Origin of the sequence: Spirosoma terrae (genome assembly GCF_010435915.1) — a bacterium.
GTDB classification, from domain to species: Bacteria; Bacteroidota; Bacteroidia; order Cytophagales; family Spirosomataceae; genus Spirosoma; species Spirosoma terrae.
The window spans coordinates 1-25,792 of record NZ_JAAFZH010000026.1 but is presented as its reverse complement, the minus strand read 5'-3'; the positions used below and the strand labels follow the sequence as shown (position 1 = coordinate 25,792).

Below are 25,792 nucleotides of genomic sequence, written 5' to 3'. Positions count from 1 at the left end.
CTCAGCCAGATGTTTTAAATTATTATTTTAGCGCTGAATATGAACATTACGCTTTTTTAGAGTCTATAAAATTTTGAAGAAACTTTTGAAATCATATTTGGATCTTTAAATTAATCGTAAATGGAGACTTTAGATGTAGACAATATAAAATATTACCCTGATAAGTTTTATATCTGTTTAGATGGGTTTGACTTAAATCGCATAAATTCGTTTTTAAGCGACGGAAATTTCAACGAACAGCATTCAATATTTATACATGAATATTATCATTATTTAACAAATGTAGCAACGTACGCAGGTGTAAGACAGTTCAATGGTAATTTTATCGATAAGTATAAGATTATAAATAATGTGCTATCTAAGCATCAATTAAATGCTTTTCCTCTGAAGGCAAATCAATACGAAGATTGTCAAGAATTAATAGAAAATAATAGGCTACTTGATGAAATTTTAAAAGAAGATGATTTAGATAGAAATTTAATAAAAGAGACAGATGAAGCACCACTTAAAAGTTTCGAGATTGCTAATATACGTATAATTAAAAAAGCTTACGGAAGCGGTACACGAGATATAGTTGAGATCGAAATAACTGGATTGTTAACACGTCATAGATTTATTCTCTCCTTAGGTGCGCTGGACGAGTTCTTTAGTTCAACTATTGATGAATTTATGATTGAATATGGGTATTCTATAGTCGATCCAAGAGCCTATAATAAAAGACCATTTTATCCTTATAGAGTTTATGATAAAATTATATCTTACTATTTAGAAGAAAGATTTTCTAGTTTAGAAAAAATCCTATTAATATATGTATCCTTAAATTCCAATAATCCCCCTGTTCATTTGGTAAATATTTTAAGTAAAATACAAATAGATGGTTATGATATTTTCTCTCAAGATCCTGAGAAATATATAAATAAGCACATTGAAAATCCTACAAATAATAACTACTTGTTGAATGTTATAGACTTATTTGCAAAGCAGGCATCTTTACAAGGGAGAAATTATTTATCAAAGGCAATAAATTATTTCTATGACATATTTTATATGGCGACATCTATAAAGAAGAATGATTATTTCTTTTTTATTAGACCATTTATAGCACAAGAAAATAAAGAAGAATTCTTAAATGCATTATCAAGAATAGTGAATATATTTACCCCTCCAGTAATGTTAGTTAGTAAAGAGTTTCATGTTATTGATAAACTAACAGACTATGGTGATTCAGTAACAGTACTTATTGCTAGCCACGAAATTATAGAGAGTTTAAAAAACAATCGATTAGCCAAAAGGTTATATAAAAATAAGTATTTGTATCCCGATAAAGATTTAGAATCTGACAATATAGAAACTTTTGAAGATTTACCTAAAAAAGGGAATTCATTTCAAATTGCTTTAAATGAGTTAGGTTTGTTCGAACTATATATTAATGAAAAAAACCATAAAGATATTTAATAAATTTTTTCAACAGCACACATTAATTTAATTTCTTATTCCTGCGCATTATTAAGGTTAATATTTATTAAAGTTTTTTCAATATTTTACTCCTATAGTGTTCAGGAAATAATCTAGCTTTATTATCAGCTTCAGTTACTTCTTTTATCCAATTAAGATTTCTGTTTAAGAGGTTTATTACCATTGGAATACTTCCATATTTAAACTTAAATAATAATGTTTCATCATTATATTGGTAAAATTTGAGATCGCATCGTCTAATCTTTAAATAGTATTTAATAGTGAATTTAGGAACACTATTATATTTAACAACCTCATAATCAGAAGTTAAGAAAGGCCAATCCTTATTATTAGCAGTGCTTAGAAAGTCTTTTAAATCTTGAAAGTTATATTTTTCATAGATTTTCCTCTGTGATGTATAAATTGCTTCCAACCCTGTTTTTAATAGCAATTTTGAAGCAGCAACTTCACTTTTATCAAAAGATTTAATTAAGAGTTTCCCTACACCAGTCTCAGGATCAAATTGGTCTAAATCCTCTTCTGTTAAACCATCTATCTTTATATATCCTCTCTTAAATTCTTTATTTCCTTCAATAGTATATTGACCAACTTTGCCTTTCGCCGTATTTCCTTTTTTGCTTGCTACGCCAAACCTGGCTCTTTCCATTATGAAGACTGTATTAGCTAAGGCTGTCTTCTCAAAATTTGAGAACCTTGAATTACAGACATCACAAACTTTACCTCTTTCCATTACATATATCTTATTCCCAAACGATTCAGAAACTATATGTTCAATAGATTTTGCTTCATTCTTATTATCACAAAAAATACATATCATCTTTCAAGATTATTTTTATCCAAAATTTAGCCCTAAAAATACAATGCAATATACGAAAACAAGTAGGGGTTACAAACTAGCAACAGTCGTTCCTGGTTTGTAACTCTTGCCGCTATGGTTGATAAAACATGATAAAGCTTTTACGAACAAATAACGGATAACTTACATGAGCTTACATCTTTTAAAAAAGACTCAGCTCCAGATAACAGTATCTTTATTCTTTCAAAAGCAGGTTTCTGCTGACCAGATAAATTTATTGTTTTTAAGCCAGGCTGGACTACTGTTATTTCAACTGGTACTATAGGATTATCAAAGGAATCTAGTATATCTTTGATTTGCTGTAATGTACCTTTTTTTATTTTATTATGGCTATCATTTTGTTCAGCTCTTTCATAAATCTGTTTAATTAATAGTTTTCTATGAGCCCAATGAACCGACTTTACAGCTTGGCCACATACTTCATAAATATCATCAACATTACAGCTAGGAGTATCACCAGTTTGTTTTTTACAATGGTAAAATTGTATCCTATCTTTTCTTAAACCAATGACATCTGCAATTTCTAAAGAACCGTGGTCGTAAAAGACAGCATCAAATTCTACTTTAGCTAACTCTATAATATAATCATGGATAGAAATACGCTGATCGTTATTTGTGGCATTAGCAGTAAGATCATCATCAGTGAAAAACTCTTTGTTAATGTTCACAGTTAACGGCCACGAATGAGCAATAATCTGTTCGGGCAAGATTGATTTAAGGTTATCACTATTAAATTCAAATAATACTCGGCCAACTTGTTTAGACAAATCCTCATAAAATAGATTAATTGGATTACCATTCAATAGTGATAAAAAATTAGTTGTATTCCCAAATGTAGACCCTGTACTAATTGCAATCTTATGATCTGTATCTTCAGCATAAACAAAATCTATCTTGGGTTTTATTCGATAAATGATCTTAGACTTAATATCTCCCTTATTTATCAATAAAACAACTTCATTTGCTGCTTGAGAGTGAATTGAAATTGAGCAAGAACAAATTAAGGCACTATTAACAGCTTCATCATCCAGATCGAGAAAAACTATTTTGGTAAGCTTATGATACTGGCTAGCGTCCCAATCTGCAAAAAATATTTTATTTAAAGGAAAAGAGTTTATCAACTTTCCGCTATCTAATTCAGATAGTGGAGATTCTAACTTATCCATTTCTGGATCACCCACTTTTCGGGCTATATTTTGACACCATTCAACTAAGTCTTTTATTTTATTATCCTCTAATGACCAAACTTTTGAACTAGTGCTAATACCTAATAAAACATCTCTTTTTAAAATAGTATCATAAGCACCTCCGAAAGAGTGCCCCCGTGTATAAGTATATTTATCTGATGGTAGTAGTCCTTTTTGAGCTAAAGAGCCTAATAGCTGTTTGTAAGATTCACTATTACCTTTTACTTTACGGCTTTTCATTCCTAAATTAAACATTTTCGGAAAGAGCCAACCAGCCATAGCCCTTTTCAAGAGAGGTAGCGGAACCGTTTCGTGTACAACGTTCTTTGAAAGGTATTGAGTGGCTATATGCTCATAAAGCTCATTATCTTTAATTGAAGCACATATAAATAGAATAGAATTATCTTTGTCAAAATAGATTACAAATAATTCATTTTTCACATCACTAAGGTTATCATTACCTATATACCAAGCTGGCTTTTTTAGTTCTGATACAACGTAAATAGCAACGTCATGAGTATCACTTACATGGTGATGACGAATAATAGGGTTTTTAAGAGCGTCAGTTCCTGAAAAATCGATTGTAGCGTGTAGATCGATTGCATTATCTTCATCCAAACTACCACCAATAACCGGGGTATATATTGAAGGATAGATATTATACAGTTTGGTATGAAAAAATGGTTTTAAATCATCATCATCTAAAGTTATGGGTTCATCCGTTTCGAGCTGAATAAATGACTCCGGTTCTGTCAAATCTTCAAAAGAATCAAAGAACTCTTGTTCGTCTTCGGTCTTTTGAATTTTAGCTTTATGTAGATCAGGTAGAATTATAGACCAATCTTTAGTATCACGTTTATACAATTGATGAGCTTCAATTTTAAATTCATGCTCGCCTGCAATAACAGTAGCTACCTCTCCTGATACTATGTTAGTTCTTGAAATACGCCCTACAAATTGAAGTGTGATGGCAAGCGATTTATGCGGTATATGGACGGCAGCTATTTTGAGTGCAGGAAAGTCATATCCTTCACCCATCATATCAACGCATATTATACCATCAATTTCACCATCAGTTAGTTTTTTTATGCTTTTCTTTATAGTCTTCTGAGTAAGCTTACTATGAATTACCTCTAAAGATAGCTTAGTATTATCAGTGTATATTTTTAATAAATCTACAGCGTCTGTTTTCCGATCTGTCCTAATAATTATTTTATGATCGGAATGAGATCGGTTTTGATATATTTCTTCTGCCTTCTTTGCAATAGCTATATTCTTATCTTCTTGGTTGGAGAATAGGTTTGTGTTTACCGGTATAAAATTAATTTTACTAAAAAGCTTATCTTCATATGCCTGTTTAAGTGAGTAATTGTATATAAGCCTTGCTTTTATATCTTTTTTGTCTCTACGGAATGGAGTTGCTGTTAATAAAATCTGTTTAGCCGAAGATAATATTTCTAAAATATTAGTCCATGATTTAGCTCTACTATGATGTGCTTCATCTATAAAAACAATATCGAATGCATCTATATTTATATTATTTTTTAGATTAGGATCTTTATTTAACGTACCAGGAATAGCAACAATTACATCATAATTCGACAATATTTCTTGCCATTCATTAGGGTCATTAATCTCCTTTGTGATTTCATAAACTCTGGGAAGTATGTCACCATCAGGAATAACTTCTTTTTCAATTAATAACTTAGGGTATCTGAATTGATTAGCTATTTGTTCTCTAACTAACTGGCTAGGAGTAATAACGAGTACTTTACTTGCTCTTAATGCATAGCTGAGTAAAATCATAACTGCCGTTTTACCAGTACCTGTTGGCATAGTAATCAAGGCAGGTTCTTTCCTAGTACTGAAATGTGCTAGTGCGGAACCAATAGCACCAATCTGATTTTCATATAAGGATTGTTGGCCATTTTGTTGGCTAAATAGATGTAAATGTTTAAAGCCTTCAGTAAAACAGCTCATGGTGAATTATTTAATTTTGTATGTGGAAAGATCAAAGATTTGTGCTATTGGGGTATTTTATATATCTGGTACAAAACTTTCGGACAGGGCACTTAAGTGATTATATATTAGTAATTTAAGGCAAAATAAAAAAAGCAGAGTGTTAAACCAGTTTAGCGATAAAATAGTCACTGTTAACATTATAAAAAGAGATAGTTAAATTGCTGAATTAGCTTACAATTAGTATATATAAAAAAAACACCATTATCATTACATATGATGTTCCTATAATAATTGAATGTGACAGTTTGGATTTTATGCCTTCAACATGAGTGTAGAAGCCCTTTATCTTCATATAATTATTCTCAATATCTTTACCAGCCTGTCTAGTTTCTCTGAAAAGTTGCTTTGTACGTAGATCCATTAAGAAGAAAACGATACTAGCTATAAGACCTAAAATAATATATAAATATTTGTTTATAGATAAATCCTTATTACTGAAATTAGTTAATATAAATGAAAAAACACCTATAGATGCCCCTAACAAGATAAATCTTAAGTTTGTGTAAAATTTATACATATCATTTATATGTTTATAAACCTCCATTGTAGAGCTTACATCTATCTCTAAATCATCTTTATTTTTCAGTAAATCAGAAGTTTTTTTCATTAGTTTTATAGCTTTATGTCCCTGAACAAAATGTAAGTCTGATTCAACATTTTATCTTCACTGATAATTGAGAAATGCTTGGATGCTTTTAGCCCGAAATCATCAAATTTAATAGGATAGATCATGCTTTCACCTGGCGGTACTATGATCGTAGTGCCAAAAGCTTGCTCTCGTTTAGGTAGAATGGTCATTATACTATCTTTAGGCTGCATGCCCACCAGATCGTTAAAGTAAGCGGCTGATATTTTTTTAGCCTCTATTCGGATAGTCCGGTTGTCTGATGGATTTAGGAAAGGGAACACTAATGTATCTGACCCCCTGTTGGTAATTTCAAATGTAAACTCTGAAGAACTGTATCCGCCTTCAACCCTTTTCAATCTGATTTCAGTATCTCTCGGCGTTATTTGTGCGCTTTTATCAACCACATAAATTTGACTAGGTAATAAACCATAGTCTAGGCAGATATAAAACATATACCCTACTAACAATACTACTCCAGCAGTTACAATTCCATCTTTTAATTTAAAAGGTTCAGAAGCCTTTGCGCTAGTAACTGTTTTTGGATCAATTTGTAAAGGCTCTGGTTCTTTGGTGATTGGTTGGTCTTTATTTATAGGTGCTACCGGTAATTTCTCATTCTTTGAGTCAAGTACTGATTGTACCACCTGGGAGATTGTCACTTCTTTAGGAAAAGAAGCAGTGGCTTCTAAAGTAGGCTCTGTATCTGCTTCCAGGAAATGATGATTAGCACCTGGGAAAGAAGCTAAAATAACCGAATCCCGGTTTTGGAAGATCGATTCGGCCAGATCAACACCTTGTTCACTCGCTATTCCATTAGTGGCAAATTGCTCTTTTTCCTTTAATATAAATTGCATGTCATATTCACCGTCAACCATATCCAATACGGTATCACGTATCTTTTTTACAATGGCTAACTCCTCGATCATTAAGCAAAAGCCGCTAATCGATAAGCACACACAGGAAAGCATATAGGAGAATAGCCAGAAACCGGCAATTACACTTAGTACATTCCCACTGTTGAACAAATTGGCAGGATCCAAATTAGCTATGAATGCAAGCGCACCAATAATGACAATTGCCAGCAAACACCAACCAGCTCTTTTCAAATATTTTATCGCAAAACCCCTTGGCTCAAAGTAGATGCGGATGGTGCTTTCATCTACTAAATGTCCATACAACTTAGTGCCAATCTTATCAGAATAATCGTTACTGATCGGATCTCCCCGGTAGTATGAGTATGTATAGGCTTTGTCAGCCGAGTAGGAATAGATTGCCTTAAAATGCTCATAGGCTTTTATTAGCGTCGTTACGATAAAATACGTGAAGGCATTAATAGGTATAAGCAAGAAAATAGTAGTACCTAATCCGCCAATTAACGTTTCATCATCTTCCATATAGAAGAATAATGTATTGTAACACAGGAATATGTAAAAGCTGATTGATACGATCACGGCTGCCGGTGAAAAAGCGCGTTCACCTAAGTTTTTCCGTAACCTTAACCTGGCCGGTATAGCCGCTGCACCAACCCCTGAATAAAAGAAGCTGACCAGGTTATGAATAAAGCTACTACCCTTACTGTTAAAACTATAAAGGCCACTGGCAGCATTTAAACTATCTACCTTATTGAGGGAACCTTGAAGCATTGGTGTTTAGATTTTTTGTGAAAATGCCCGCAGTGCAAAATTTCGCTTTTCTACTCCCCAATCCTTTCCTGTTATTGTGACCACTGCTTCAACAATGTAATTATTATCCCTTCCGCCACTTTTAAGCTGCGTAAAGATCCTGGGTTCTACTTGCCAGTTGAATTGTTGAGACAAACCCGCTGATGTTTGTTGGCCACCTATGTTATTCATTGATGAAATGTTCTTGTAGGATTGGCCAATGGTCTTAGCAGCCCATTCATTTGTTACATAATCATTATTTGCATGGAAGATCTTGGTTGAAAGGTTTCCAAGTAGGCTATCAACTTTTGCTTTGGGATCATTCCCGCCTAAGACAGCGTAGTAATTACTGATATTCTGCGTGAGAAAAACCGTACAGGCTAGACTACTCCTAGCGGTTGTCTGGAACATCATATCATACTCATTGATGAAATATTGGCTTTCATCAACCCATAAAAACACTGGTGTTGATCTTGTATTTACCCGCCTGCGCTCGGTCGCCTGTTGCCAGATCAGTTTAAAAATACCCTGGGCATAGATTCCCGCTTCTAGGTACTTCTTAACTGGGAAATCTAGTATGATGATCTTACCTTCGTGGGTAGCTTCGGGGCTGATGTTTAGACCCTGGGCAAAGTGATCGGCAAGTAAACCACTTAAAAATGGCTCTGCTAAACCACGAAACATTTCCTGAATGGTTGTCCGGGTTTCAGGATATAGCTTAGGCATTTCCTCCATGAAATAGCTATCTACCAAGTAATAATCCCGGATCAATTTTGTATCCTCTTCATCCAGTTGTTCATAAGCTGCATGAAGGCACCTTAGGCAATAATTATCTTCACCGTGCTTTTTTACGCCCTCTTCATCCAAGCCGCTGATAACGACCATTTCATCAGCATCGGGCATTGATGCGACGATCTCGACCATGTTACGAACACTAAGTTCTTGACCTGACATTTTAATCAGATCAATGACCCGGTTTAAGCATCGCTTTAACGATGCCTCCCAAAACCGTTCCCCTTCTTTGGGTTCTCCGCCGTTGATCCGCTGGCCAAGTTTATACAGGTTTAGGAACAAAGTGGATAGGTTCGAGGTAAGCCCTCCGCCTTCATCAGTACGGCTACGCTCATACTCTAGGGGATTAAAGTAATATTCTGAACCTTCCCGAAAGTGGATAATATCCTTCTGCCTGCCGCTTTGCTTAGCGTACTCGATCCAGGTTTCTGCTTCGTCCGGTTTACCACAAAGCACGATCCCGCCAAAGCCATTCATAAGAAAGCTTTTAGCGATCCATTTCCCTGAACCACTGGTTTTGCCTGAACCTATCCCGCCAAATATCTGCACCCCTCTGACAGCATCAACAACCTTAAATGACTCAGTACCCGCTTGATCGAAATGAAAAAGCGTTTTATTCAAGATAGCTTCCATATAAGGCAATCAGGATATTATTTTCTGGGGCCTTTAGGAGGTGTTGTAGGGGGAGTCTTGGGTTTAACCCGTTCAACAAACTTTTCCGGTTTTTTCTCAACCTTGGCTACAGGTGTCTTGGGCGGCTCGACCCTTGCCGTATGTTCTTTAGGTTTGGCTTCCACTTTGGGAGCCTGTTTATTATCAACAGGTGGGGCTGTAGAAGCAGGTTTCAAATCACTCTTGCTTTTACCTAATCCGTGCTTGTTATGATCTTCAAATGTCGGCTTTGAATTTTTAACCTTATCCCGCCAACGGGTACTTGGCTCTTCAGGAGTTTTATCATTGCTCATGGTTGAACGATGTTGTATAGTGTATAGATAGAAAACAGGATGAAAGTATGCTGATGGACAGTGATTTGTTGCCAATTTATAAAAAAGCATTAAACAATGATCCTGAAGCGATCCTAAAATTTGGCGAAATTTTGCAAACTGGTAAAGGCATCGTAAATGATGATGCAAAAGCCGCCGAATGGTATGAAAAATTATTAAGCTTCCGTAAGAAAATTGATTTCGTAGATTATGCGCTGCTCTACTATTGGGGTGCAATTGCAGCTTGGAATCGGCAGGATAATAAGACGGCGCTCAAAAGGCTCAAAAAATCCTATGTCCTTTTCCTTGAAAAATATCCTGACGAAGCTGAGTTAGAAGAACAGCTCCAGGCACATAATTTTTACTCCTGGTACGGCTATATGGCCGTCAATAAAGACTTCAATAAATAGCTACTCAACGGCTTCTAGTCCAAAAATTTAACGCCAAATTTCTTTAAATTTTTGTAGCCATTTCTAGCGACCTAAAAACTCCTTAGCCCTCTAAGGGAAGATGTCTGACAAAATAATTAATAAAAAAACCTTAACTTAACGTTGCAAAATCACTGCACTTATTCTACTACTAATTGCCTCTAAGTTAACGCTTTATTAGTATGTTACGGATAACCCCAAATTCGTCCGCTGCTGGCGCAGCTCATTATTTTGATGAAGGTTTATCTAAACAGGATTACTATGCGGAAAAAGGGGAGATCATTGGTAATTGGGGTGGTAAAGCGGCTGAAAAACTAGGCTTAACCGGTGAAGTAGGTAAAGAAAGTTTCGTTGACTTATGTAACAATATCAATCCTGAAACCGGTCAACAACTCACTGCGCGTAATGCCGATAATAGAACTGTTGGATACGACTTCACCTTTAGCGTTCCAAAATCAGTATCCATTGCTTACAGCGTAACCGGTGATGAAAAGATACTTGATGCCTTCCGTAGCTCGGTATCAGAAACCATGAAACACCTAGAAGAAGAAGCGGCTACCAGGGTGAGAAAAAATGGACTCGACGATAACCGCCAAACCGGAAATCTGGCGTGGGCTGAATTTGTACATACCACATCCCGGCCTATTGATGGTGTACCAGATCCACACCTGCACGCGCATTGCTTTACCTTCAATGCTACTTATGATGAGCAAGAACAGCAATGGAAAGCCGGACAATTCCGGGATTTAAAGGGTAATGCTCCATACTACGAAGCCCATTTCAATTCCTTGCTGGCTACTAAGCTACAAGATGCCGGTTATGACCTGGAACGAAGTAAAGTAAATTTTGAGCTGGCCGGAATAACCAGAGAAACCATTGATAAATTTTCAAACCGGACTCAGGAAATTGAAAAAATAGCGGCTGATAAAGGTATCACAAATGCTAAATCATTAGACAACCTCGGAGCGATCACCAGGGAGCGGAAGCAAAAAGGGCTTTCACCGGATGAACTGCGGCAAATCTGGACAGAGCGGCTTTCACTGGCAGAATCCGAAAAAATTTTTTCCGCCTTCGGCGGTAAGAATTCTGCTAGTGAAAAGAAAAAAGGAACCAGGTAAGGTAGCCGTTCAAAAGCTTACTCCTGATGAATGTATAGATCATGCGCTATCCCATTGTCTGGAACGGAAATCTGTTGTAGCTGAAAAACAGCTACTAACGGAAGCCTATAAACGTGGGTTTACTTCTTGCTCTCCTGAACAGATCCAAAAAGCCTATCAAAATAGAACAGACCTGGTACATGGTAAGCTCGATGCTGGCCACTTCATCACCACAAAAGAAGCAATTGCTGAAGAAAATCAACTCATAAAATCCTGTATTGAATCCAAAGGCCGTTACAAACCACTCAATGACAATTACCAGTACAAAAATGAATCACTCAACTTTGAGCAACGGAAAGCCATTACCCACGCTCTGAATTCAACAGATGGCATAATTGCCATTGAAGGCGGAGCCGGAACCGGGAAAACTACCCTGATGAGTGAGGTAAAAACCGGCATTGAAGAATCAGGCCGCAAAATATTTGCCTTCGCTCCTTCCTCTGAAGCTTCGCGCGGGGTGCTGCGCGGTGAAGGTTATCATGAAGCTGATACCCTGGCTTCACTGCTCATCAATAAACAGCTCCAGGAGCAAACAAAAGGGCATGTGCTGTGGGTCGATGAAGCCGGGATGGTCGGCAACAAAACCATGAATCAATTAATGGAGCTGGCCAAGCAAAATAACAATCGTATAGTGCTCACCGGTGACACTAAACAGCATGCTTCTGTAGAGCGTGGGGATGCCTTCAGGAACATTCAGGATAAAGGCGGTATCAAAGCGATCCGGGTAAATGAAGTAGTCCGGCAACAGAACGCCAAAGCCTACAAAACCGCAATGGAGCATATCTCCAAAGGTGCTTTTGAAAAAGGCTATGAGCAATTAGATAAAGCGGGTTCTATTCGGGAAATTCAGGATAAAGACCAGCGCGTAAAAGAAATTGCATTGGAATATCTGCAAGGTATTTCGGAACGAAAAGGTAAGGGCTTTAAAGAAGTGCTCGTGGTTGCCCCTACCCATAAGGAAGGCGAAATGGTAACTGACCAGATCCGGGAAACGCTGCGCGGAGCTGGCCGGATCGGAAAAGAAGATCAGCAATTGACCAGGTTAAAAAATCTGAACTTAACCGAAGCTGAAAGGCAGGATGCAATCCATTACCAGGCTGGCCAGATTGTTGAGTTCAACCAAAATATAAAAGGCTTCAAGGCTGGCGAGAAACTTCACATGACCGGCAAAGACGAAAAGGGAAATATTCTCGTGCAGAATAACCAGGTTCAGGCGGTGCTGCCGATCAGTGAAGCGGCTAATTTTCAGGTATATGCCAAACAAGAAGCAGCCTTTACAACCGGTGATAAGATCAGGATCACTAAGAACGGTAAGGCCACAAATGGAACCAAGCTTAATAATGGGCAGATGTATAACATCACTGGTTTTGATAAGACGGGGAATATTCAATTAAGTAACGGAACCACCCTAAATAAAGACTTTGGCCATTTTGCGCATGGCTATGCAGTTACCTCCAATGCTTCCCAGGGCAAGACCGTTGATAAAGTGATCGTGGCGCAAAGCTCCTATTCCTACGGGGCTTCTACTAAGGAGCAATTTTATGTGTCTGTTTCGCGGGGTAGAGAAGCCGTTTCTATCTATACCGACAATAAGCAGGATCTGCAAAACATTGTCTGCAATCGCAGTAGTGAAAGGATCTCTGCTCAGTCAGTAGCGGATCAATCACAAGCTGCTGAACATAAAATTAGGGAACAGGCTGTTTTAGTGAACCGTCTACAATCATTAAAAGAGAGTTACGCTACCTGGCGTCATAATGTCGCTTCCTTCAGCCGTAGGGCTGTTGATCGCCTGGTAAACAATGTCAATAAGCAAGCGGCAAATACTCCCAAACCTGACTTTACTCAATCTCAAAAACCTGTTATAACTCAATCTAATGGGACTCAAAGAGCAACTCCAAAAAGATAAGGCGAACATGTCCGCTGTACCACAACCGGCTTATAACGATAATGAAGATTCAGAAATCATTATAAGCAAATTTTATGGTTATGAGCGTTCACCAATTCGCCGGGCGGTGATGCTTGACTTAAGGCTAAAGGGTGGGAAGTATGTTTCTTTGCCATACTCCTACTTAACCAAGATCAAATTTGACCCTTCAGAATCAATTGAGCTTTACATTTCAGGAAATCATGTGAAAATAACGGGGCGGAATATGCATGATATTTATGAGCAGCTTATACGCCATCGAGTGACGTTTATTATAGCAAATCCAACTGATTTAGATACGACCGAGGAGAGTGAAACCTTTGTTAAGGATATTGAGGTAAAAGAAGATGATTCCTAAAAATCAGGGCTTTACGCTGGTTGAATTGGCAATAGTGATTGTGATTATTGGTTTACTCGTCGGTGGTGTGTTGCAGGGGCAAGAGCTTATTAAAGCATCTAATAGAAATAATGTTATTAGTGAATTTAATAATTTAGATTCAGCGGTCAATTTATTTAAGAATAAATATGGTTTTTTGCCTGGTGATATACCAAATGCTACAAATTATTGGCCTTCAATTTCTACACCAAATAATTCAAACTGTAACCGTACAAGTACCATAAGCGAAACTTGTAATGGCGAAGGCGATGGATATATTGATTATGATCAAGGTGTTTTTGGGAGCACTTCTAATTCGACTTGGGAATCAAGAAGAGCTTGGCAACAACTTTCATTAGCTGGTTTAATAAAAGGAACATATAGTGGAACTGACAGTCTAGATTGTATAGGTGGCTCACTATGTTACAAACCTTTAATTAACTCCCCTTCCAGTAAATTATCAGAAGCAAGCGGATATGTAATTTTTACTTCAGGATCTGATAATTTATTTGTTAGTTATGAATCAGGATATACATTAATATATTTAGCAAGCTTAAGAAGTTGTAAAGTAAACACTGCATGGGCAGGAAGATGGCATTGCCCAACTTTAACCCCTGAAGACGCACAACAAATAGATATAAAAATGGATGACGGAAAACCATACATGGGAATTGTTAATGACCAGAGAATAAGTGCCAGCGGTCATAATTTTAGCCCAAATTGTACTACTAACGAAATTCCTGATACTGCACAATATAACACTATATTAAATAGTGCAGAATGCTTATTGTACCTAAAAAAGAGTTATTTATTTATCAAATTTTTCGCTTCTTCTACCGTTAGCTCATCTGATTTCTTGTTATACTGATGCTGTACAAAACTAGCAACGATTGTAGCCTGTAAGCGATTATTACCGTTTTCATCTTTGAATGGCTTATAGCTAAGCGAGCCTATCAGTTCTACCTTATCGCCTTTCTTGAGCTTTTCAGCGAATTGTACAGCAAAAGGGCGGAATACTAGCACATCGTGCCAAACTGATTCTTTGTCCTGCCACTGGCCGGAGTCATCCTTGTAACTATCAGTGGTGGCCACATTCAGGGCTACGAACTTCTTACCGTTTTTCTCAATCAGTTTTGCATCCTGGCCTAAGAAGCCGGTTAGTTCTACTCGGTTGTTTGATGGCATAGGTAATCTCCTTGGTTTTAAGGAAGATTATCAGAATGAATAATTTTGGGCAAGAGTATATAATTCTTATTTTTGTACTAAAACAATTAAGATTATGGCTGCTTTGATTACAAAAAGTGAAAATTCATTCGGACAAAAAGGAGTTCATATTTATGATCCAGAAAATGAAGACATTGATTTATTTTTCCCTTTTAGTTCAATTGGAACAATTCATACAGAATATCAAATAAATTCTTTTGAGGGTTTCAAATATTACAACATGGTTGTTTTCCAGAAAGTAATTGAAATTGCTAAAAATGACTGGGCAACTGAGGATTTAGTAAGGCAATTAATGACTTTTATTCGAGATGAAAAACCAGACATTGAAGGTCTCAATGATTTGATCGCTGATACGTATATTGTAGTTGGACATATTATTAAGCTTAGAAAGTTAACCGAAAAATTTTGGGAGCGAAATAATTTAACTCCATCAAGAGAATCATATAAGCAATTTGTCCAGTTCATAAAGGATAGCAATATAACAAAGGATAACATAGACGAGTATGAATTTCCAGAAAAAGAAAATTAGCTAAGATCATTTTATGCCTAAAATTTCACCAATAGAATTTTGTGTTACTTCTTGAATTTTATCCCCTTCTATATGAATGTAGCTAAGTGCTAATTTATTAAAATCTAATTCATTTTGACTATATGGGTGCTTAATTAGCCAATGGTTTGCAACATGTAGATTTGATGTATGAGCTGAAGTTATCAGTACGCCAGAAACAGAACTATAAGATTGTGAGGAAGTTTTATTAAAAATACCGCCACTACTTGTTTGAAAAGGTTGATTTATATTATTTCGATTTTCAAACGGCTGATTCCTCCTATCGCCAAATAAAGCATTATAAACCACCTCTGTGTAAGTCTGTTTAACACTCAAAGAATTTACGCATATAATAAATGGCTTATCCAATGTACCATACTTATATGCTTTCGCCTTAATCGCGTCTCTTATAGCTTCTTCACAACCGCCAATATAACCACCTCCTAAAGGTGAAATTATAGGTTTATCTAAATCATAATTCACTTTCCATAAAGTTATTGATACTCTTATATCATCATCCTGATAAATAATATATTGTTCATCTCTTGTAAGATCGTGATTTTGATTTTTAGCATAGAATTCTGCATGATGATCTATAATATTCTGATAATATTCGCGTATTTTTCTAAGGCTAGCTTGTTTCCTTGAAAGGAAACGGATTTCACGTACACTTATTCCATATCGTTTTGACTTGATTAAATCTATTGCATCCAGAATGGCATTCTGTTTATTTTTCAATAATTTCTCTTCATTTGTTTCGTCAAATGCTACCCTAGCTTCTATATAAATTTCAATATTATCTTTTTTCGCTAGAAAATCGGGTTTTTTGGTAGAATTAGGTAAGATTGGGTGGGTAGTTAAAGTAAAGCCTTGTTGAAAAAATAATTCATGAATAAATAATTCAAAAAAAGCTGGTTCAAATTGAGTTTGAAAATCACGTTTTAATTGTTTTTTCCCTGGTTCAGGGTATCTGTCAAACCAATTATTTAATCTTTCTCTTACTATAATAAATTTATCAATAGCAGAATTATCATAAAACTCGTAACTATCATGCTGATATTTAGCATATCTTATGTTAGTCCTTTCTTTATCATCAAACAGTTTTTCCATTTGCAAACACATTTATAATCAATGAAAATTATTCTTTAAAAGTATAGTCTCTACCAATTAATGGAGTTTGTACTATTTTATCATTAATTATTTCTTCTAGAAACATATTTTCTTCACCCGTATCAGAATTCCTAATTAAATGGTATTTTTGATCTAGATTGTCTTTAAAAGTTATGTTAACAGCTTGCGCGATGGAATCCTGTCGAATGCCATCTTTATAGTCCCAGTTATTATGATCTTCTACTGAATAAGATTCAAGCTCATAAACGCAAACACATCTTAAAGAAAATACCTTAAAATTCTGTCCATTGTATGAGTAAATAATGTGCTTGCCTTCAACTGGAAAAAACTTTTCTTGCCAAAAATTCAAATGACCTTTTCCGTACATTTCTAAGCATAGGTTTTCTTCATCTTCGTAATAAGCAACAATATTATTTTTAATAATGTATCCAAGGGTAAAATTTCCTTGGCCTTCAACATACAAATCTGTATTACTTTCAACATTTAATATCAGCACTTTTTGCCCATTATGTTCTACTATTAGGCTAGTTTGTACCAATACCCAATTAACACGCATCTTTTTTGCTTGACTAATATCTAGCCAATTTAGTACTGTATTTTTATCAATTTTATCTAGAGTACAAAGCTCTATTCCTAGGTAATCGGCCAATATTTTAGCACCACTTTGATAACGACCTCTAGCAACGAATATCCTTCTATCAATACTTGGCAGTAATGATGTTTTACCATAAAAGGCATCTATTAAATCGATTTTAATACTATTTTTTTTGTGACGCCAATCCTTACACTCTATCACTATTTTTTTATCTGTAGTTTCAATATATACATCTATTTCCCTCTCTAAGCCACAATCATTAACCATTTTATGGTTGCGCTTTACGATAGCATCTTGTCCAATTAATGCTTGGTTTATAATTCCTGTTAAGAATTCGAAACCTTTACCCGTGTTTACTGCTGACATACAATAATCAAATATTATTTAAGTATGTACAATGATAGTTTATCATCAATAGGTATTAAATCATAATTTATAACTAAGTCATTAAGTGAATCCTGATCTTCTACGGGATAAAATGTTTCTAAACGCAAATATTTAACATTACCTTTTTGGCCTTTTACCTGCTTATTTTCCTCTTTTATCCATATTAAATATGGAATATTTTTATATAAAAATGGAATTTTAAGTATATTCTTTGGCTGTAATAAACCAGAAGCATTTATTTGCGTAATTATTTCTCTAAATTGGTAATGAAGTTCTCTTGGTTTAAAGTCTTCCTGTATATAAGATTTTCCAGTATTATATCTCTTTGCAATCTTAGCGTAATGCCTACTTAATATGTGAATTATAGAATATTCATCCATCTCTATATCATAACCACATAAGTTAAACATAAAATCACCATGTGTAGAACCTTGGATGATTTCCTTAGCCATTAGATAAATGAACCTAGAATGTAAAAGATTAGACCATTTTTTATATTTATATAAGAATCTACCTCTCGCAAATGGATCATTTTCTAAATTAAATTCTGGTAGATCATTTATTACACTTATTGTGTCCCTAGCTTCCTTACTACATTTTTGTAGTAGTTGTTCTGTATGGTTTGTTTTATTAATGACTTTATCCCAATCTTTAGCTAATTCATACAGCTTATCAAGATCTCTCCATTTTTCTTCATTTGGTACAGATAGATATTGGGTATTATATATTTTCTTATAAATACCAGCTCCAGTAATATCTGAGGCATAAGTTAAATAAAGGTCTTTGAACCTGTAATTATCGCAACATTGATAATCAGAAACTTGACCATCATTCAACAATGAAATTTTAACACCTAAACAAAAAAAGTTTTTTTCATATTCTGTCATAGGCCCGTTATTTTGGGCAACTTTTTTAAGTTGTTCAAAAATTGCACGTGTACGGGTTTGTTCTTCTTCAGAACCATCATTTAATTTTAGTTCATCGACAGCGAATGGCTTTCTTTTGCTCATACCAATTATAAATGCAAAATGATTTGAATAACTGAGTTTTTACACATCAAAGATAGAAGTGGCTTGTTTCAGGATTTTACTTAAAATTGGGGGAAGATGGCCGTTTTTCGGCCTGGATAGCAACTAAAAACTCGTTAAAGTCCTTGTGATTGCTGTAGATGTTTGAGCAATCTATTGTAAATAATGGCAATTCTTCGCATAATGAGTCTTTTACCTTCTGGCCGGTTTTATCATTATCCAGGTATAAATAGATCTTTGTGTAGTTACCGGCTTTGAGTAGTTCTTTTGTTCGCTCGTGAAAAGAAGCAGAATTCATTATTAGCGTATCACCCTGTACCAATTCCTGAAACTTGCCTAGATCTACTGATTGAAAGTAGGTTAAAGCTGATAGGAAATCCATAAACCCTTCGTAAACTGCTGCCTTGCCTTCTCCCCTACCCTTTATGAAGCTTACGCCCTTTTTGCCTATCGAGCTTTTGAAATACGCGTTTCTAATCTCATAGCCTTCAGCCTCATTCTTGATCCCTACAGCAAAATAGACTTTGCCGGTATCGTTATTGAGATAATGTACTTCTACCAGGTACTTAGCTGCAATGATAGGATCTATACCGCGTTTTTCGGTAAGGTACTGGAGCAATGCTTTACCATTAAAAGAATCCACGCTAAGGGGGATTATCTTGCGCAGGACGAGTGTTTCAGTGTTGGCCGCTGGGCTAGTAGCTTGTGGTGGCGTTAATGGTGCTGTAGGCGCAGAAAAAAGGCTTTGCTGTGTGGTGATTCCTGTTAAGCGTTCCAGGTTGGCAAGTGCTGCTTTAATATCGGCGTTATAGTATCGCATGGCGAAATCTAAAACCGTTCCGCCCAGGTCGCCGAAATCATTCCAGATCCATTTACCGCCTAAGAAACTGGTATGGAATGAAGCATCTATCTCATTTCGGAATGGCGACTTGTACCAAAGCTCATTTCCACCTTTTAAGGTCTTAACTGGCTGATGGCCAAGCTTCGACAAAATGCCAGGCAGGGATAGTTTCTTTGCTTGCTCGCTATTCATAAAACTATTTAACCTATAGACTAAAATTTTAATACTTCTTTTTTCTTTTCAACAGCAATAAGAAAAAAATTTTTTGAGTTTTTAGTAAAACTTATCCACATTTAGCCGCTTCAAGCTATAGGTTTTTTTATTATAGGTTTTGTTATAGGTTTGTCCTACAAAGTTCACGTGGTTTTTAGCAAAATCTCCTACAAAGTTCACGTGGATACGTGGGGTTTGTCCTACAAAGTTCACGTGGATAACTCTGAAATTGAGCAACTCCTACAAAGTTCACGTGGATAAACTTGTAAGTCATTGATAATCAGTGAAATATTTGTAGACTCCTATAAAGTTCACGTGTTTCATAATGATTCACCTTTAGAAATTAGTTAATAAATACAGTAGCCTAGAAATTATAATTAGCTGGTTAACAATTAGTTAAATACTAAATCCCCTACAAAGTTCACGTGATTTTTGCTAAATTATTTAATATCAGCAAGTTAGCTGTATAAACTCCTACAAAGTTCACGTGCTATTTTTACCACTGTGGAAAACTTAGGGTTATTTTGCAGGGATCAGATTGAGGTTCCTTGGTAAGATAGGAGGCTGAGCATAAGATATGTTAAAGCCTTTATTCAGCACTTCTTCCACTTTTGAGAGGGAGTTAGGGTACTGCTTCATGGCCATGTGCAGCGTCTTACGGAAAATAGCTTTGAAGTTGTCCATTCTATCATAGCCCTGGCCGAACTGGTCTTTAAGGGCTTGCCAAGTAATGAATTGCGGTTTGTTTTCTGGTATACGGTGCAGACGTTGGGCGAGCCAAGAATATATATCCATTGCCATAGCATTATTGGATAGAGCCGCTAACGCTCTTTCATCCAGTGGTATAGCGTGGTTCATTAGGCTTTTAAAATAATCGTCGGAAAGAACGACTGTAGAAGGCCATAAGACCCTTTGGCCATCATTTTTAGGGAACCATACGTCAAAAGCTTTGACAATCTTTAGGTCAACCTGAACAGACCTTGTACCGTTTGTAAAACCTAAACTAAGGGTTGATGCAGATAAACGCCTTAGTTGCTCTTTGACCTCTTTTATAGTGCGTCCATCTGTGCCCAGACCGATAGACTTAATAAAGGCTGTCATACTTTCTTCAACATTGATAGTTTGCTGCTGCGTTCTGATAGCTTCAGTATTGATGTGAGAAAGGATCAACCTTGCTTTAGGGCCATATGGTATGCCTAAAATCTCGTATTGTTCAGTCTGGGGGTTAAGGTATGGAGTAGCACTTACGGCTAAATTGGCGTTGCCTTGCTTCTGCTGCCATAGGGTTACATCGTCCCCAGGGTTACGATATGGCAAAAAGGTTTGGCACAAAACAGAGTGCTGAAATATAGCATCATCAATAGTTGCCTTATCCAGATGGATGGACAGCATACTATCAGTTTGCTTTTTGTACAGATCACCTTTTTTCATGAGCCAATAACTTTATTGGTTGTTAATGATAACAAATTAGACAACAATCAACTGATTATCAATAGAATAAATGCCTGGCTTCCTGATAATATGATTTCATAATTTCAGGAAATCATATTTTACTGATTAACATACGCTTCTACTAATTCTTCTAACTTATCCTGCATTGTTTTACCTTCATTAATCAGCTTAATTTTCCACTTTCTAAATGTATCCTCGCGCAGATCGACTGTTTGCCGTTTCCTATCCTCCTTTTTCCCGGAATGAATACTCTTTGTAGCAGCCTCTGTTTTCTCTACGTCAACAACCGTTTTCTTAACCGGCACTTTCGGGCCAAGTGATGAAAGAGTTGCTTTTAGCCCTGAGTCTTTCTTTGTTGCCATAATTAGTTGCCTTTATTGATTTTCTTAATTGCGTTTTTGACTTCTTTAAAAAGCTCGACCATTTCAGCTTTGGCTTTTTCATCCTTAAATTCAAATACCCCTAGCCCTTTAATAACAGCTTCACGGTAAGCTATGCGGTTTCTGAGGGAACTATTGAAGACAGATATACCAGTTGCTTCCAAAACCTCTTTTACTTCTTTTGAAAGGTTTGTGGTCTGGTTTTGGTTGATTAAAAAGTAAGCGGGTATGGTTTCTTCCTTCTGCTGCTCCGCATCCCTATAGCGATCAATGAATTTTTCAGTTGCCCAAATATCTAGGCCGCTTGGCAGAATCGGGATAATCAGTAAATCAGCAAGCAGTATTATTTTGCTCGTTACCTGGGAGAGCGAGGGAGTACCATCAATGATTACGATCTCATGGTTTTGGTTGAGATGCTTAATATTCTTTGAAAGCTCCATTCCATCAGTGAGACCATAAACGGGTACTGCTGGTAGATCTTCATCTCTAAGCCCCGACCAGCGTAAAGCACTCTGGTTAGTATCAACGTCTACAATACAGACAGTATATTTTGAGTGGGCAAAACATACAGCCAAGTTTTGTGCTATGGTTGATTTGCCTACCCCTCCCTTAAGGCTTGTTACTGATATAATCATTTAATTCCCTCTGTGATTTGAAGGCAATATACCTGATTCCATATTTTCATGCAACTATGAAAATATGGAATCATTTATTCCTGAAAGTATGAATTCATATTTTCAGGAAGGTATATTTTATTTCCTGATATCTTCTCTTAACTGAGCATGGCCGCTGTAGTATTTATCATAATACCTGTCCCTGAGCTTTTTAGGTAGGCATTTGACCATGCTGCAAGTACGAGGTTCGCCGTATTGCTTATCTGTTAGGCGTTGAAATGCGTAAACATCAGCGAGCCATTTATCTTCATGGGCTGTAATGGCTTGGCTCAATTCTTCACCGGTGAGCTGGCTATCAAAAAAATCGACTTGGTATAAGGAGGAGGGGAAGCACATAATGTGCTTAAAATGCCCACAAAAAGGTGAGCTGTTGATGATGACTTTACAGGCAATATTACCTGTGTGATAATCCTTCTATGAAACAAGGATTTACATTAGTCGAGCTGGCTATAATGATTGTCTACACAATTCGTATCAAGGGAATTCTTAAAGACTCATACTTTCCTGAAAATATGATTTCATACTTTCAGGAAAGCAGGGCAACCAGTCAAAACAGGGCTAAAACCTCTATTTTAGCTAATTAGCTTTAGGTTTACGGCCACGTGGCTTGCCAGTATAAGGGACTTTAGGAGCTGCATCTTCCTGGCTCAATTGTAATTCAAAAGCCGTTGCACCTTCATATTCAAAAAGACGAATGGTAAAGGCATATTTCGATTTCTCGAAATCTACACCGCTTTTTTTGAGGATAAAAGGCAATGATAAAGTGTAGCTTTTGGCGGCTTTTTCTACCTGGAAAGTATCCTCCTGGCTATCGCTGGCCGGAACCAGGTAAAGAGATTTGGCTTTACGCTTGCCTTCCTGCATACCTACTTTGAACGTAGTATTTTCAAAATCTACGCCTAAATCAGCAGCGGTTTTAGCAGGAAATACCAATTTACCAGCATTAGAAATATAACCTGTAAGGATTATTTTCTTGGCTTTAGCGGCTTTTTCTTTCTTCGCTTTTGGTAGGCTGTTTTCAGCGGGTGAAAAGAAACGAATATCAATTGACTTCATTATCACGGGGTTAATATGTAAAACTTGCTGTAAATTTACTGAATAAGTATAGCCTATCAGAATTGATAATTTTAAAAGAAGCCCTGCCGGAACAGGGCTATTTATTTAAGCTATCTGCTGAATAGTGCCATCAAGAATGATAGCTTGTCCGGTGCAGGTTCTGCCCCACCAATAGCCATAGTCATTGCAAAGAACAGGCTGGCCGTTATCCATTAGCTTTTCAGCTAACCATTGAGTTACACGGTACCATTCAAAAATATCTAGCGTTTCACTGTCTCTATATTTCCATTCATGGTGCAGGTCATCAAGTAATTTGGTTTCTTTCTTTGTCAGCTTAACATCACAATCTTCATAGTAATCTGAGAAATCTTCCATTGTAGAGTAACCGGCTTTGGCTAGTGCTGCGCGTTGTGCATCTGTCAGGTAGTTATTGATCCAATCCGGTGAGATGTTGTACCAATTCTCAATGTTTTCATGGTTGAATGCTTCAATAAAGGGGCTTTCTTCCTGTTCTGGTAGGTTTAAAGCGGCCTCGATCAGCATTGTATCATGGCAAAGGATCTCCCTTTCAATGTACCTTTCTGCTAGTTCATGTATGGGTTGGGTATATCCATAAATCAGTTTCATTTCTCATTCTCCTTTTAGGTTGCGGTTTACGGGGACTGAACAACCGGCCTGAAAGCGAACGAACCATGAATAAATTTTGGTAGGGCGGGGAATTGCCTTTAAGCCCTGGCGTGGCAAGGCGAAAATTTTTATTGGAGAAGATGAGCTGAGGACGGTAAGACCACGTGGCAAACCGAGACCGGCTAAAGGGTAGGGGAGAAGAACGGTACTAATTACATGGCAACTTTACAATCTGACAAGAACCGGGTACAATAAAAAAGGGTTATATTATCACTAATTTACACCAGGCTATAAAAAACATTTGAAGAAATAAAAATTATTTAAGCTTTCCAATATAATTTTAATATGGGAGATAAGCCAAATAAACAACACTACGTTTCAAGGGTATACTTGAAACAGTTTCAAATTGATGACGATCAAAATAAAAGTTTTATATATGGCATAGATACAAGTAATAAGTATCGAAATAAGATTCAAAAGTTTGGTCTTAATGATACCGTTTTTAAGCTAAAAAAGTATTACAATCATACTTATTTTGAAAATCCATATGCTCTTGAAGAGGTATTTGGTAAAGAAATAGAACCAACCTATCAAAACGTAATAAATTCATTAGGAAAAGAAGGAAAATTATTACGAGAAGTAAAAGAACAAATTTTGGAGTGGATTTTCGTTTCTAAGATGCGTAGCCCCATTTTTAGAGATAACCATGAAGATAAATTACAATTTTTTAGAAAGGTCGTTAAGCAGCATAAAGGAGAAGAAATTACAGAAGAAGATGAAAAAGAAATAAAGGAAAAAGCGAAATGGGGGCATTTATCTACGTTCATTGATGAAGAAAAGCTCAAAAGAATGATAGATCTTTTCTTTGGTACCCTCAATGCAAAACATTGGAAGGTTTTGAAAGCACCTGACAATTTCCCCTTTTTAGGATGTGACAATCCAGGCTTCTCTCCTAATGTTCATCCGCTTTTTCAAGAGCAATTCCCTTTTCATCATGTCACCGAATTAAATGTTAATTCGGTTATATACTATGTTTTTTCACCTAGATACTGTCTAGAAATTAGGCCGTTTGAATTTGATACACCTTTAACCGACTGCGCTTTAGATATGGACGTAGTTTTTGAGGATGCCCCTATAGAATATATAACATTCATTAATACTGGTACAATCTATACATCTTATAAAGTTTTTTTTTCTAACATATCTACACAATTAACTACGTTTACGGGTAAGAAATTGTAAATAATTGATTCATTTTGCCGGAACTAGTTATCTAATATAGAGTCGTTTAGTATCTCATTTCGGTATTATTTTATCTCATGTGTACAAACATATGGTAAACAAATATCTTTAAACCGTTTCTTAAATATGTAAGTTTACAAAGTTTTATATCTGTTGGTAAACTTGGCCATGTATCAGACAATTGTATTATCTCTATTAAATTGTAAGGTGTAACAATAGTCTGTATAATGGTATAATATTTCTCCCAAAATATTTGCAGATTTTGGGTTTCAACATACACGATTATAAAGTTTGCTTTTAAGCCATTCACATCATAAGTAAAAAGCTTATTTATATGGTTTTTTATTACTCTTTTATTTAAACTATTCTTTAGGTTAAATCCTTCACATATTGCAACCGAATTCCCATCAATTTTTTCTATTAAAATATCAATTTCACCCATCGTTTTTAAAGTTTCCGAAAATCCGTAGCCTGATTCATCTTTTGCTACAAAATTTTGTATAAACTCTGCGGTGAATTTAGTCCTAGCTTTTTCATTTGTTGGCATATGTATTCCAAACCCTTGTACTTTTTTAAGAGACTTTAATATAACGTTAACAAGTACATCTATTTCTGAATTATTATCAATATCATCAAAATAATTTTTAAGAAGTTCACAGTTTTTTTGTTCTTTAGTGAGGCAAGCATCTCTCAAAGGGGATAAATTTGAAGGTACAACTCGTATACGCTCAATTTCAAGTAGTTTATTTTTAATAAATTCCTTTGCTATTTTTGGCTCTAAGCTTTTAACATAAGTGAACTCAGAACCTAGAATTTCATCCCAAATGCTTTTTAATACAATTCCAATTTTTCCTGCAAAATGTGGCATAAATTGAAATTTTATGATGAGAACTATACTATAGTCT

At 35.9% G+C, this 25,792-nt stretch carries 27 protein-coding genes; 9 read left to right on the top strand and 18 right to left on the bottom strand.

Features of this window, described 5'->3' with window-relative positions:
* Window positions 1-120: 120 nt before the first annotated feature.
* Window positions 121-1,455 carry a hypothetical protein gene (locus tag GK108_RS30455; RefSeq protein ID WP_163955381.1) on the top strand — a complete coding sequence of 445 codons (1,335 nt, stop codon included), beginning with the start codon at window positions 121-123 and terminating at the stop codon, window positions 1,453-1,455.
* 67 nt (window positions 1,456-1,522) lie between these two features.
* Here the strand turns inward: GK108_RS30455 and GK108_RS30450 are convergent, their stop codons facing one another.
* Window positions 1,523-2,242, bottom strand: a complete 720-nt coding sequence (locus tag GK108_RS30450) for a hypothetical protein (protein ID WP_394366291.1) — start codon at window positions 2,240-2,242, stop codon at window positions 1,523-1,525.
* On the opposite strand from GK108_RS30450, the gene GK108_RS31360 reads away from it, so the two are divergent.
* Window positions 2,124-2,396, top strand: coding sequence for a hypothetical protein (locus GK108_RS31360; protein ID WP_246225294.1), 273 nt, complete (start codon window positions 2,124-2,126; stop codon window positions 2,394-2,396). The two genes, GK108_RS30450 and GK108_RS31360, sit on opposite strands and share 119 nt — an antisense overlap.
* Window positions 2,397-2,433: 37 nt before the next feature.
* Here the strand turns inward: GK108_RS31360 and GK108_RS30445 are convergent, their stop codons facing one another.
* The 5 genes from GK108_RS30445 to GK108_RS30425 form a co-directional block, all read right to left on the bottom strand.
* Window positions 2,434-5,499 (bottom strand): DEAD/DEAH box helicase, encoded by a 3,066-nt coding sequence (locus GK108_RS30445; protein WP_163955379.1) that lies wholly within the window; start codon window positions 5,497-5,499, stop codon window positions 2,434-2,436.
* Window positions 5,500-5,707: 208 nt separating this feature from the next.
* Window positions 5,708-6,148 (bottom strand): hypothetical protein, encoded by a 441-nt coding sequence (locus GK108_RS30440; protein ID WP_163955378.1) that lies wholly within the window; start codon window positions 6,146-6,148, stop codon window positions 5,708-5,710.
* A gap of 5 nt (window positions 6,149-6,153) precedes the next feature.
* A complete protein-coding gene (locus GK108_RS30435; RefSeq protein WP_163955377.1) occupies window positions 6,154-7,812 on the bottom strand; it encodes a hypothetical protein in 1,659 nt (552 codons plus the stop codon).
* Between the two features lie 6 nt (window positions 7,813-7,818).
* Complete coding sequence (locus GK108_RS30430) at window positions 7,819-9,255, bottom strand: type IV secretory system conjugative DNA transfer family protein (protein WP_163955376.1); 1,437 nt, start codon at window positions 9,253-9,255, stop codon at window positions 7,819-7,821.
* A gap of 17 nt (window positions 9,256-9,272) precedes the next feature.
* Complete coding sequence (locus tag GK108_RS30425) at window positions 9,273-9,587, bottom strand: hypothetical protein (protein WP_163955375.1); 315 nt, start codon at window positions 9,585-9,587, stop codon at window positions 9,273-9,275.
* A 47-nt stretch (window positions 9,588-9,634) separates the two neighbouring features.
* Between GK108_RS30425 and GK108_RS30420 the strand changes: the two genes are divergently transcribed.
* The 5 genes from GK108_RS30420 (at window position 9,635) to GK108_RS30400 (ending at window position 14,358) form a co-directional block, all read left to right on the top strand.
* Window positions 9,635-10,015 carry a hypothetical protein gene (locus GK108_RS30420; RefSeq protein ID WP_163955374.1) on the top strand — a complete coding sequence of 127 codons (381 nt, stop codon included), beginning with the start codon at window positions 9,635-9,637 and terminating at the stop codon, window positions 10,013-10,015.
* A 200-nt stretch (window positions 10,016-10,215) separates the two neighbouring features.
* Window positions 10,216-11,151 carry a MobF family relaxase gene (mobF, locus tag GK108_RS30415; RefSeq protein WP_163955373.1) on the top strand — a complete coding sequence of 312 codons (936 nt, stop codon included), beginning with the start codon at window positions 10,216-10,218 and terminating at the stop codon, window positions 11,149-11,151.
* The gene (locus GK108_RS30410) at window positions 11,126-13,096 is read left to right on the top strand and encodes an ATP-dependent DNA helicase (RefSeq protein ID WP_163955372.1); all 1,971 of its coding nucleotides are present in this window, start codon (window positions 11,126-11,128) and stop codon (window positions 13,094-13,096) included. The genes mobF and GK108_RS30410 overlap by 26 nt, the downstream gene beginning before the upstream one ends.
* Window positions 13,065-13,472, top strand: coding sequence for a hypothetical protein (locus GK108_RS30405; RefSeq protein ID WP_163955371.1), 408 nt, complete (start codon window positions 13,065-13,067; stop codon window positions 13,470-13,472). Before GK108_RS30410 ends, GK108_RS30405 begins: the two co-directional genes overlap by 32 nt.
* Complete coding sequence (locus GK108_RS30400) at window positions 13,462-14,358, top strand: type II secretion system protein (protein ID WP_163955370.1); 897 nt, start codon at window positions 13,462-13,464, stop codon at window positions 14,356-14,358. The genes GK108_RS30405 and GK108_RS30400 overlap by 11 nt, the downstream gene beginning before the upstream one ends.
* Here the strand turns inward: GK108_RS30400 and GK108_RS30395 are convergent.
* Entirely contained in the window at window positions 14,295-14,675 is a 381-nt protein-coding gene (locus GK108_RS30395) for a single-stranded DNA-binding protein (protein ID WP_163955369.1), read from the bottom strand. The genes GK108_RS30400 and GK108_RS30395 overlap by 64 nt on opposite strands.
* A gap of 94 nt (window positions 14,676-14,769) precedes the next feature.
* Here GK108_RS30395 and GK108_RS30390 point away from each other — a divergent pair, with 94 nt between their 5' ends.
* Window positions 14,770-15,243 (top strand): hypothetical protein, encoded by a 474-nt coding sequence (locus GK108_RS30390; RefSeq protein WP_163955368.1) that lies wholly within the window; start codon window positions 14,770-14,772, stop codon window positions 15,241-15,243.
* A gap of 6 nt (window positions 15,244-15,249) precedes the next feature.
* Here GK108_RS30390 and GK108_RS30385 read toward each other — a convergent pair whose 3' ends face one another.
* The 10 genes from GK108_RS30385 to GK108_RS30340 form a co-directional block, all read right to left on the bottom strand.
* Complete coding sequence (locus GK108_RS30385) at window positions 15,250-16,371, bottom strand: hypothetical protein (RefSeq protein ID WP_163955367.1); 1,122 nt, start codon at window positions 16,369-16,371, stop codon at window positions 15,250-15,252.
* Between the two features lie 28 nt (window positions 16,372-16,399).
* On the bottom strand, window positions 16,400-17,353 hold the full coding sequence (locus tag GK108_RS30380) for a restriction endonuclease (protein WP_163955366.1): 954 nt from the start codon (window positions 17,351-17,353) through the stop codon (window positions 16,400-16,402).
* Between the two features lie 14 nt (window positions 17,354-17,367).
* On the bottom strand, window positions 17,368-18,384 hold the full coding sequence (locus GK108_RS30375) for a hypothetical protein (protein ID WP_163955365.1): 1,017 nt from the start codon (window positions 18,382-18,384) through the stop codon (window positions 17,368-17,370).
* Window positions 18,385-18,460: 76 nt separating this feature from the next.
* Window positions 18,461-19,435, bottom strand: coding sequence for a toprim domain-containing protein (locus tag GK108_RS30370; protein ID WP_163955364.1), 975 nt, complete (start codon window positions 19,433-19,435; stop codon window positions 18,461-18,463).
* A 540-nt stretch (window positions 19,436-19,975) separates the two neighbouring features.
* Complete coding sequence (locus GK108_RS30365; protein ID WP_163955363.1) at window positions 19,976-20,887, bottom strand: replication protein RepA; 912 nt, start codon at window positions 20,885-20,887, stop codon at window positions 19,976-19,978.
* 119 nt (window positions 20,888-21,006) lie between these two features.
* Window positions 21,007-21,270: a hypothetical protein gene (locus GK108_RS30360; RefSeq protein ID WP_163955362.1), complete on the bottom strand. Its 264-nt coding sequence runs from the start codon at window positions 21,268-21,270 to the stop codon at window positions 21,007-21,009.
* A gap of 2 nt (window positions 21,271-21,272) precedes the next feature.
* Entirely contained in the window at window positions 21,273-21,923 is a 651-nt protein-coding gene (gene parA / locus GK108_RS30355) for a ParA family partition ATPase (RefSeq protein WP_163955361.1), read from the bottom strand.
* A 117-nt stretch (window positions 21,924-22,040) separates the two neighbouring features.
* Entirely contained in the window at window positions 22,041-22,298 is a 258-nt protein-coding gene (locus GK108_RS30350; RefSeq protein WP_163955360.1) for a hypothetical protein, read from the bottom strand.
* A 240-nt stretch (window positions 22,299-22,538) separates the two neighbouring features.
* Window positions 22,539-23,018: a hypothetical protein gene (locus GK108_RS30345; protein WP_163955359.1), complete on the bottom strand. Its 480-nt coding sequence runs from the start codon at window positions 23,016-23,018 to the stop codon at window positions 22,539-22,541.
* 105 nt (window positions 23,019-23,123) lie between these two features.
* Window positions 23,124-23,645 carry a hypothetical protein gene (locus GK108_RS30340; protein WP_163955358.1) on the bottom strand — a complete coding sequence of 174 codons (522 nt, stop codon included), beginning with the start codon at window positions 23,643-23,645 and terminating at the stop codon, window positions 23,124-23,126.
* A gap of 345 nt (window positions 23,646-23,990) precedes the next feature.
* Between GK108_RS30340 and GK108_RS30335 the strand changes: the two genes are divergently transcribed.
* Entirely contained in the window at window positions 23,991-24,887 is an 897-nt protein-coding gene (locus GK108_RS30335) for a DUF4238 domain-containing protein (RefSeq protein ID WP_163955357.1), read from the top strand.
* 70 nt (window positions 24,888-24,957) lie between these two features.
* On the opposite strand, the gene GK108_RS30330 is transcribed toward GK108_RS30335, so the two are convergent.
* A partial coding sequence (locus tag GK108_RS30330) for a hypothetical protein (protein WP_212592930.1) occupies window positions 24,958-25,792 on the bottom strand: 835 nt, incomplete at its 5' end.

Bases quoted from the DNA above. Each gene is read 5' to 3' on its own strand.
- GK108_RS30385 (WP_163955367.1), bottom strand. From the start codon at position 16,371: ATGGAAAAACTGTTTGATGATAAAGAAAGGACTAACATAAGATATGCT.
- GK108_RS30405 (WP_163955371.1), top strand. From the start codon at position 13,065: ATGGGACTCAAAGAGCAACTCCAAAAAGATAAGGCGAACATGTCCGCT.
- GK108_RS30335 (WP_163955357.1), top strand. From the start codon at position 23,991: ATGGGAGATAAGCCAAATAAACAACACTACGTTTCAAGGGTATACTTG.
- GK108_RS30440 (WP_163955378.1), bottom strand. From the start codon at position 6,148: ATGAAAAAAACTTCTGATTTACTGAAAAATAAAGATGATTTAGAGATA.
- GK108_RS30445 (WP_163955379.1), bottom strand. From the start codon at position 5,499: ATGAGCTGTTTTACTGAAGGCTTTAAACATTTACATCTATTTAGCCAA.
- GK108_RS30425 (WP_163955375.1), bottom strand. From the start codon at position 9,587: ATGAGCAATGATAAAACTCCTGAAGAGCCAAGTACCCGTTGGCGGGAT.
- GK108_RS30340 (WP_163955358.1), bottom strand. From the start codon at position 23,645: ATGAAACTGATTTATGGATATACCCAACCCATACATGAACTAGCAGAA.
- GK108_RS31360 (WP_246225294.1), top strand. From the start codon at position 2,124: ATGAAGACTGTATTAGCTAAGGCTGTCTTCTCAAAATTTGAGAACCTT.
- GK108_RS30370 (WP_163955364.1), bottom strand. From the start codon at position 19,435: ATGAATAGCGAGCAAGCAAAGAAACTATCCCTGCCTGGCATTTTGTCG.
- GK108_RS30395 (WP_163955369.1), bottom strand. From the start codon at position 14,675: ATGCCATCAAACAACCGAGTAGAACTAACCGGCTTCTTAGGCCAGGAT.
- GK108_RS30430 (WP_163955376.1), bottom strand. From the start codon at position 9,255: ATGGAAGCTATCTTGAATAAAACGCTTTTTCATTTCGATCAAGCGGGT.
- GK108_RS30435 (WP_163955377.1), bottom strand. From the start codon at position 7,812: ATGCTTCAAGGTTCCCTCAATAAGGTAGATAGTTTAAATGCTGCCAGT.
- mobF (WP_163955373.1), top strand. From the start codon at position 10,216: ATGTTACGGATAACCCCAAATTCGTCCGCTGCTGGCGCAGCTCATTAT.
- GK108_RS30380 (WP_163955366.1), bottom strand. From the start codon at position 17,353: ATGTCAGCAGTAAACACGGGTAAAGGTTTCGAATTCTTAACAGGAATT.
- GK108_RS30365 (WP_163955363.1), bottom strand. From the start codon at position 20,887: ATGAAAAAAGGTGATCTGTACAAAAAGCAAACTGATAGTATGCTGTCC.
- GK108_RS30350 (WP_163955360.1), bottom strand. From the start codon at position 22,298: ATGTGCTTCCCCTCCTCCTTATACCAAGTCGATTTTTTTGATAGCCAG.
- GK108_RS30360 (WP_163955362.1), bottom strand. From the start codon at position 21,270: ATGGCAACAAAGAAAGACTCAGGGCTAAAAGCAACTCTTTCATCACTT.
- parA (WP_163955361.1), bottom strand. From the start codon at position 21,923: ATGATTATATCAGTAACAAGCCTTAAGGGAGGGGTAGGCAAATCAACC.
- GK108_RS30455 (WP_163955381.1), top strand. From the start codon at position 121: ATGGAGACTTTAGATGTAGACAATATAAAATATTACCCTGATAAGTTT.
- GK108_RS30400 (WP_163955370.1), top strand. From the start codon at position 13,462: ATGATTCCTAAAAATCAGGGCTTTACGCTGGTTGAATTGGCAATAGTG.
- GK108_RS30345 (WP_163955359.1), bottom strand. From the start codon at position 23,018: ATGAAGTCAATTGATATTCGTTTCTTTTCACCCGCTGAAAACAGCCTA.
- GK108_RS30390 (WP_163955368.1), top strand. From the start codon at position 14,770: ATGGCTGCTTTGATTACAAAAAGTGAAAATTCATTCGGACAAAAAGGA.
- GK108_RS30420 (WP_163955374.1), top strand. From the start codon at position 9,635: ATGCTGATGGACAGTGATTTGTTGCCAATTTATAAAAAAGCATTAAAC.
- GK108_RS30375 (WP_163955365.1), bottom strand. From the start codon at position 18,384: ATGAGCAAAAGAAAGCCATTCGCTGTCGATGAACTAAAATTAAATGAT.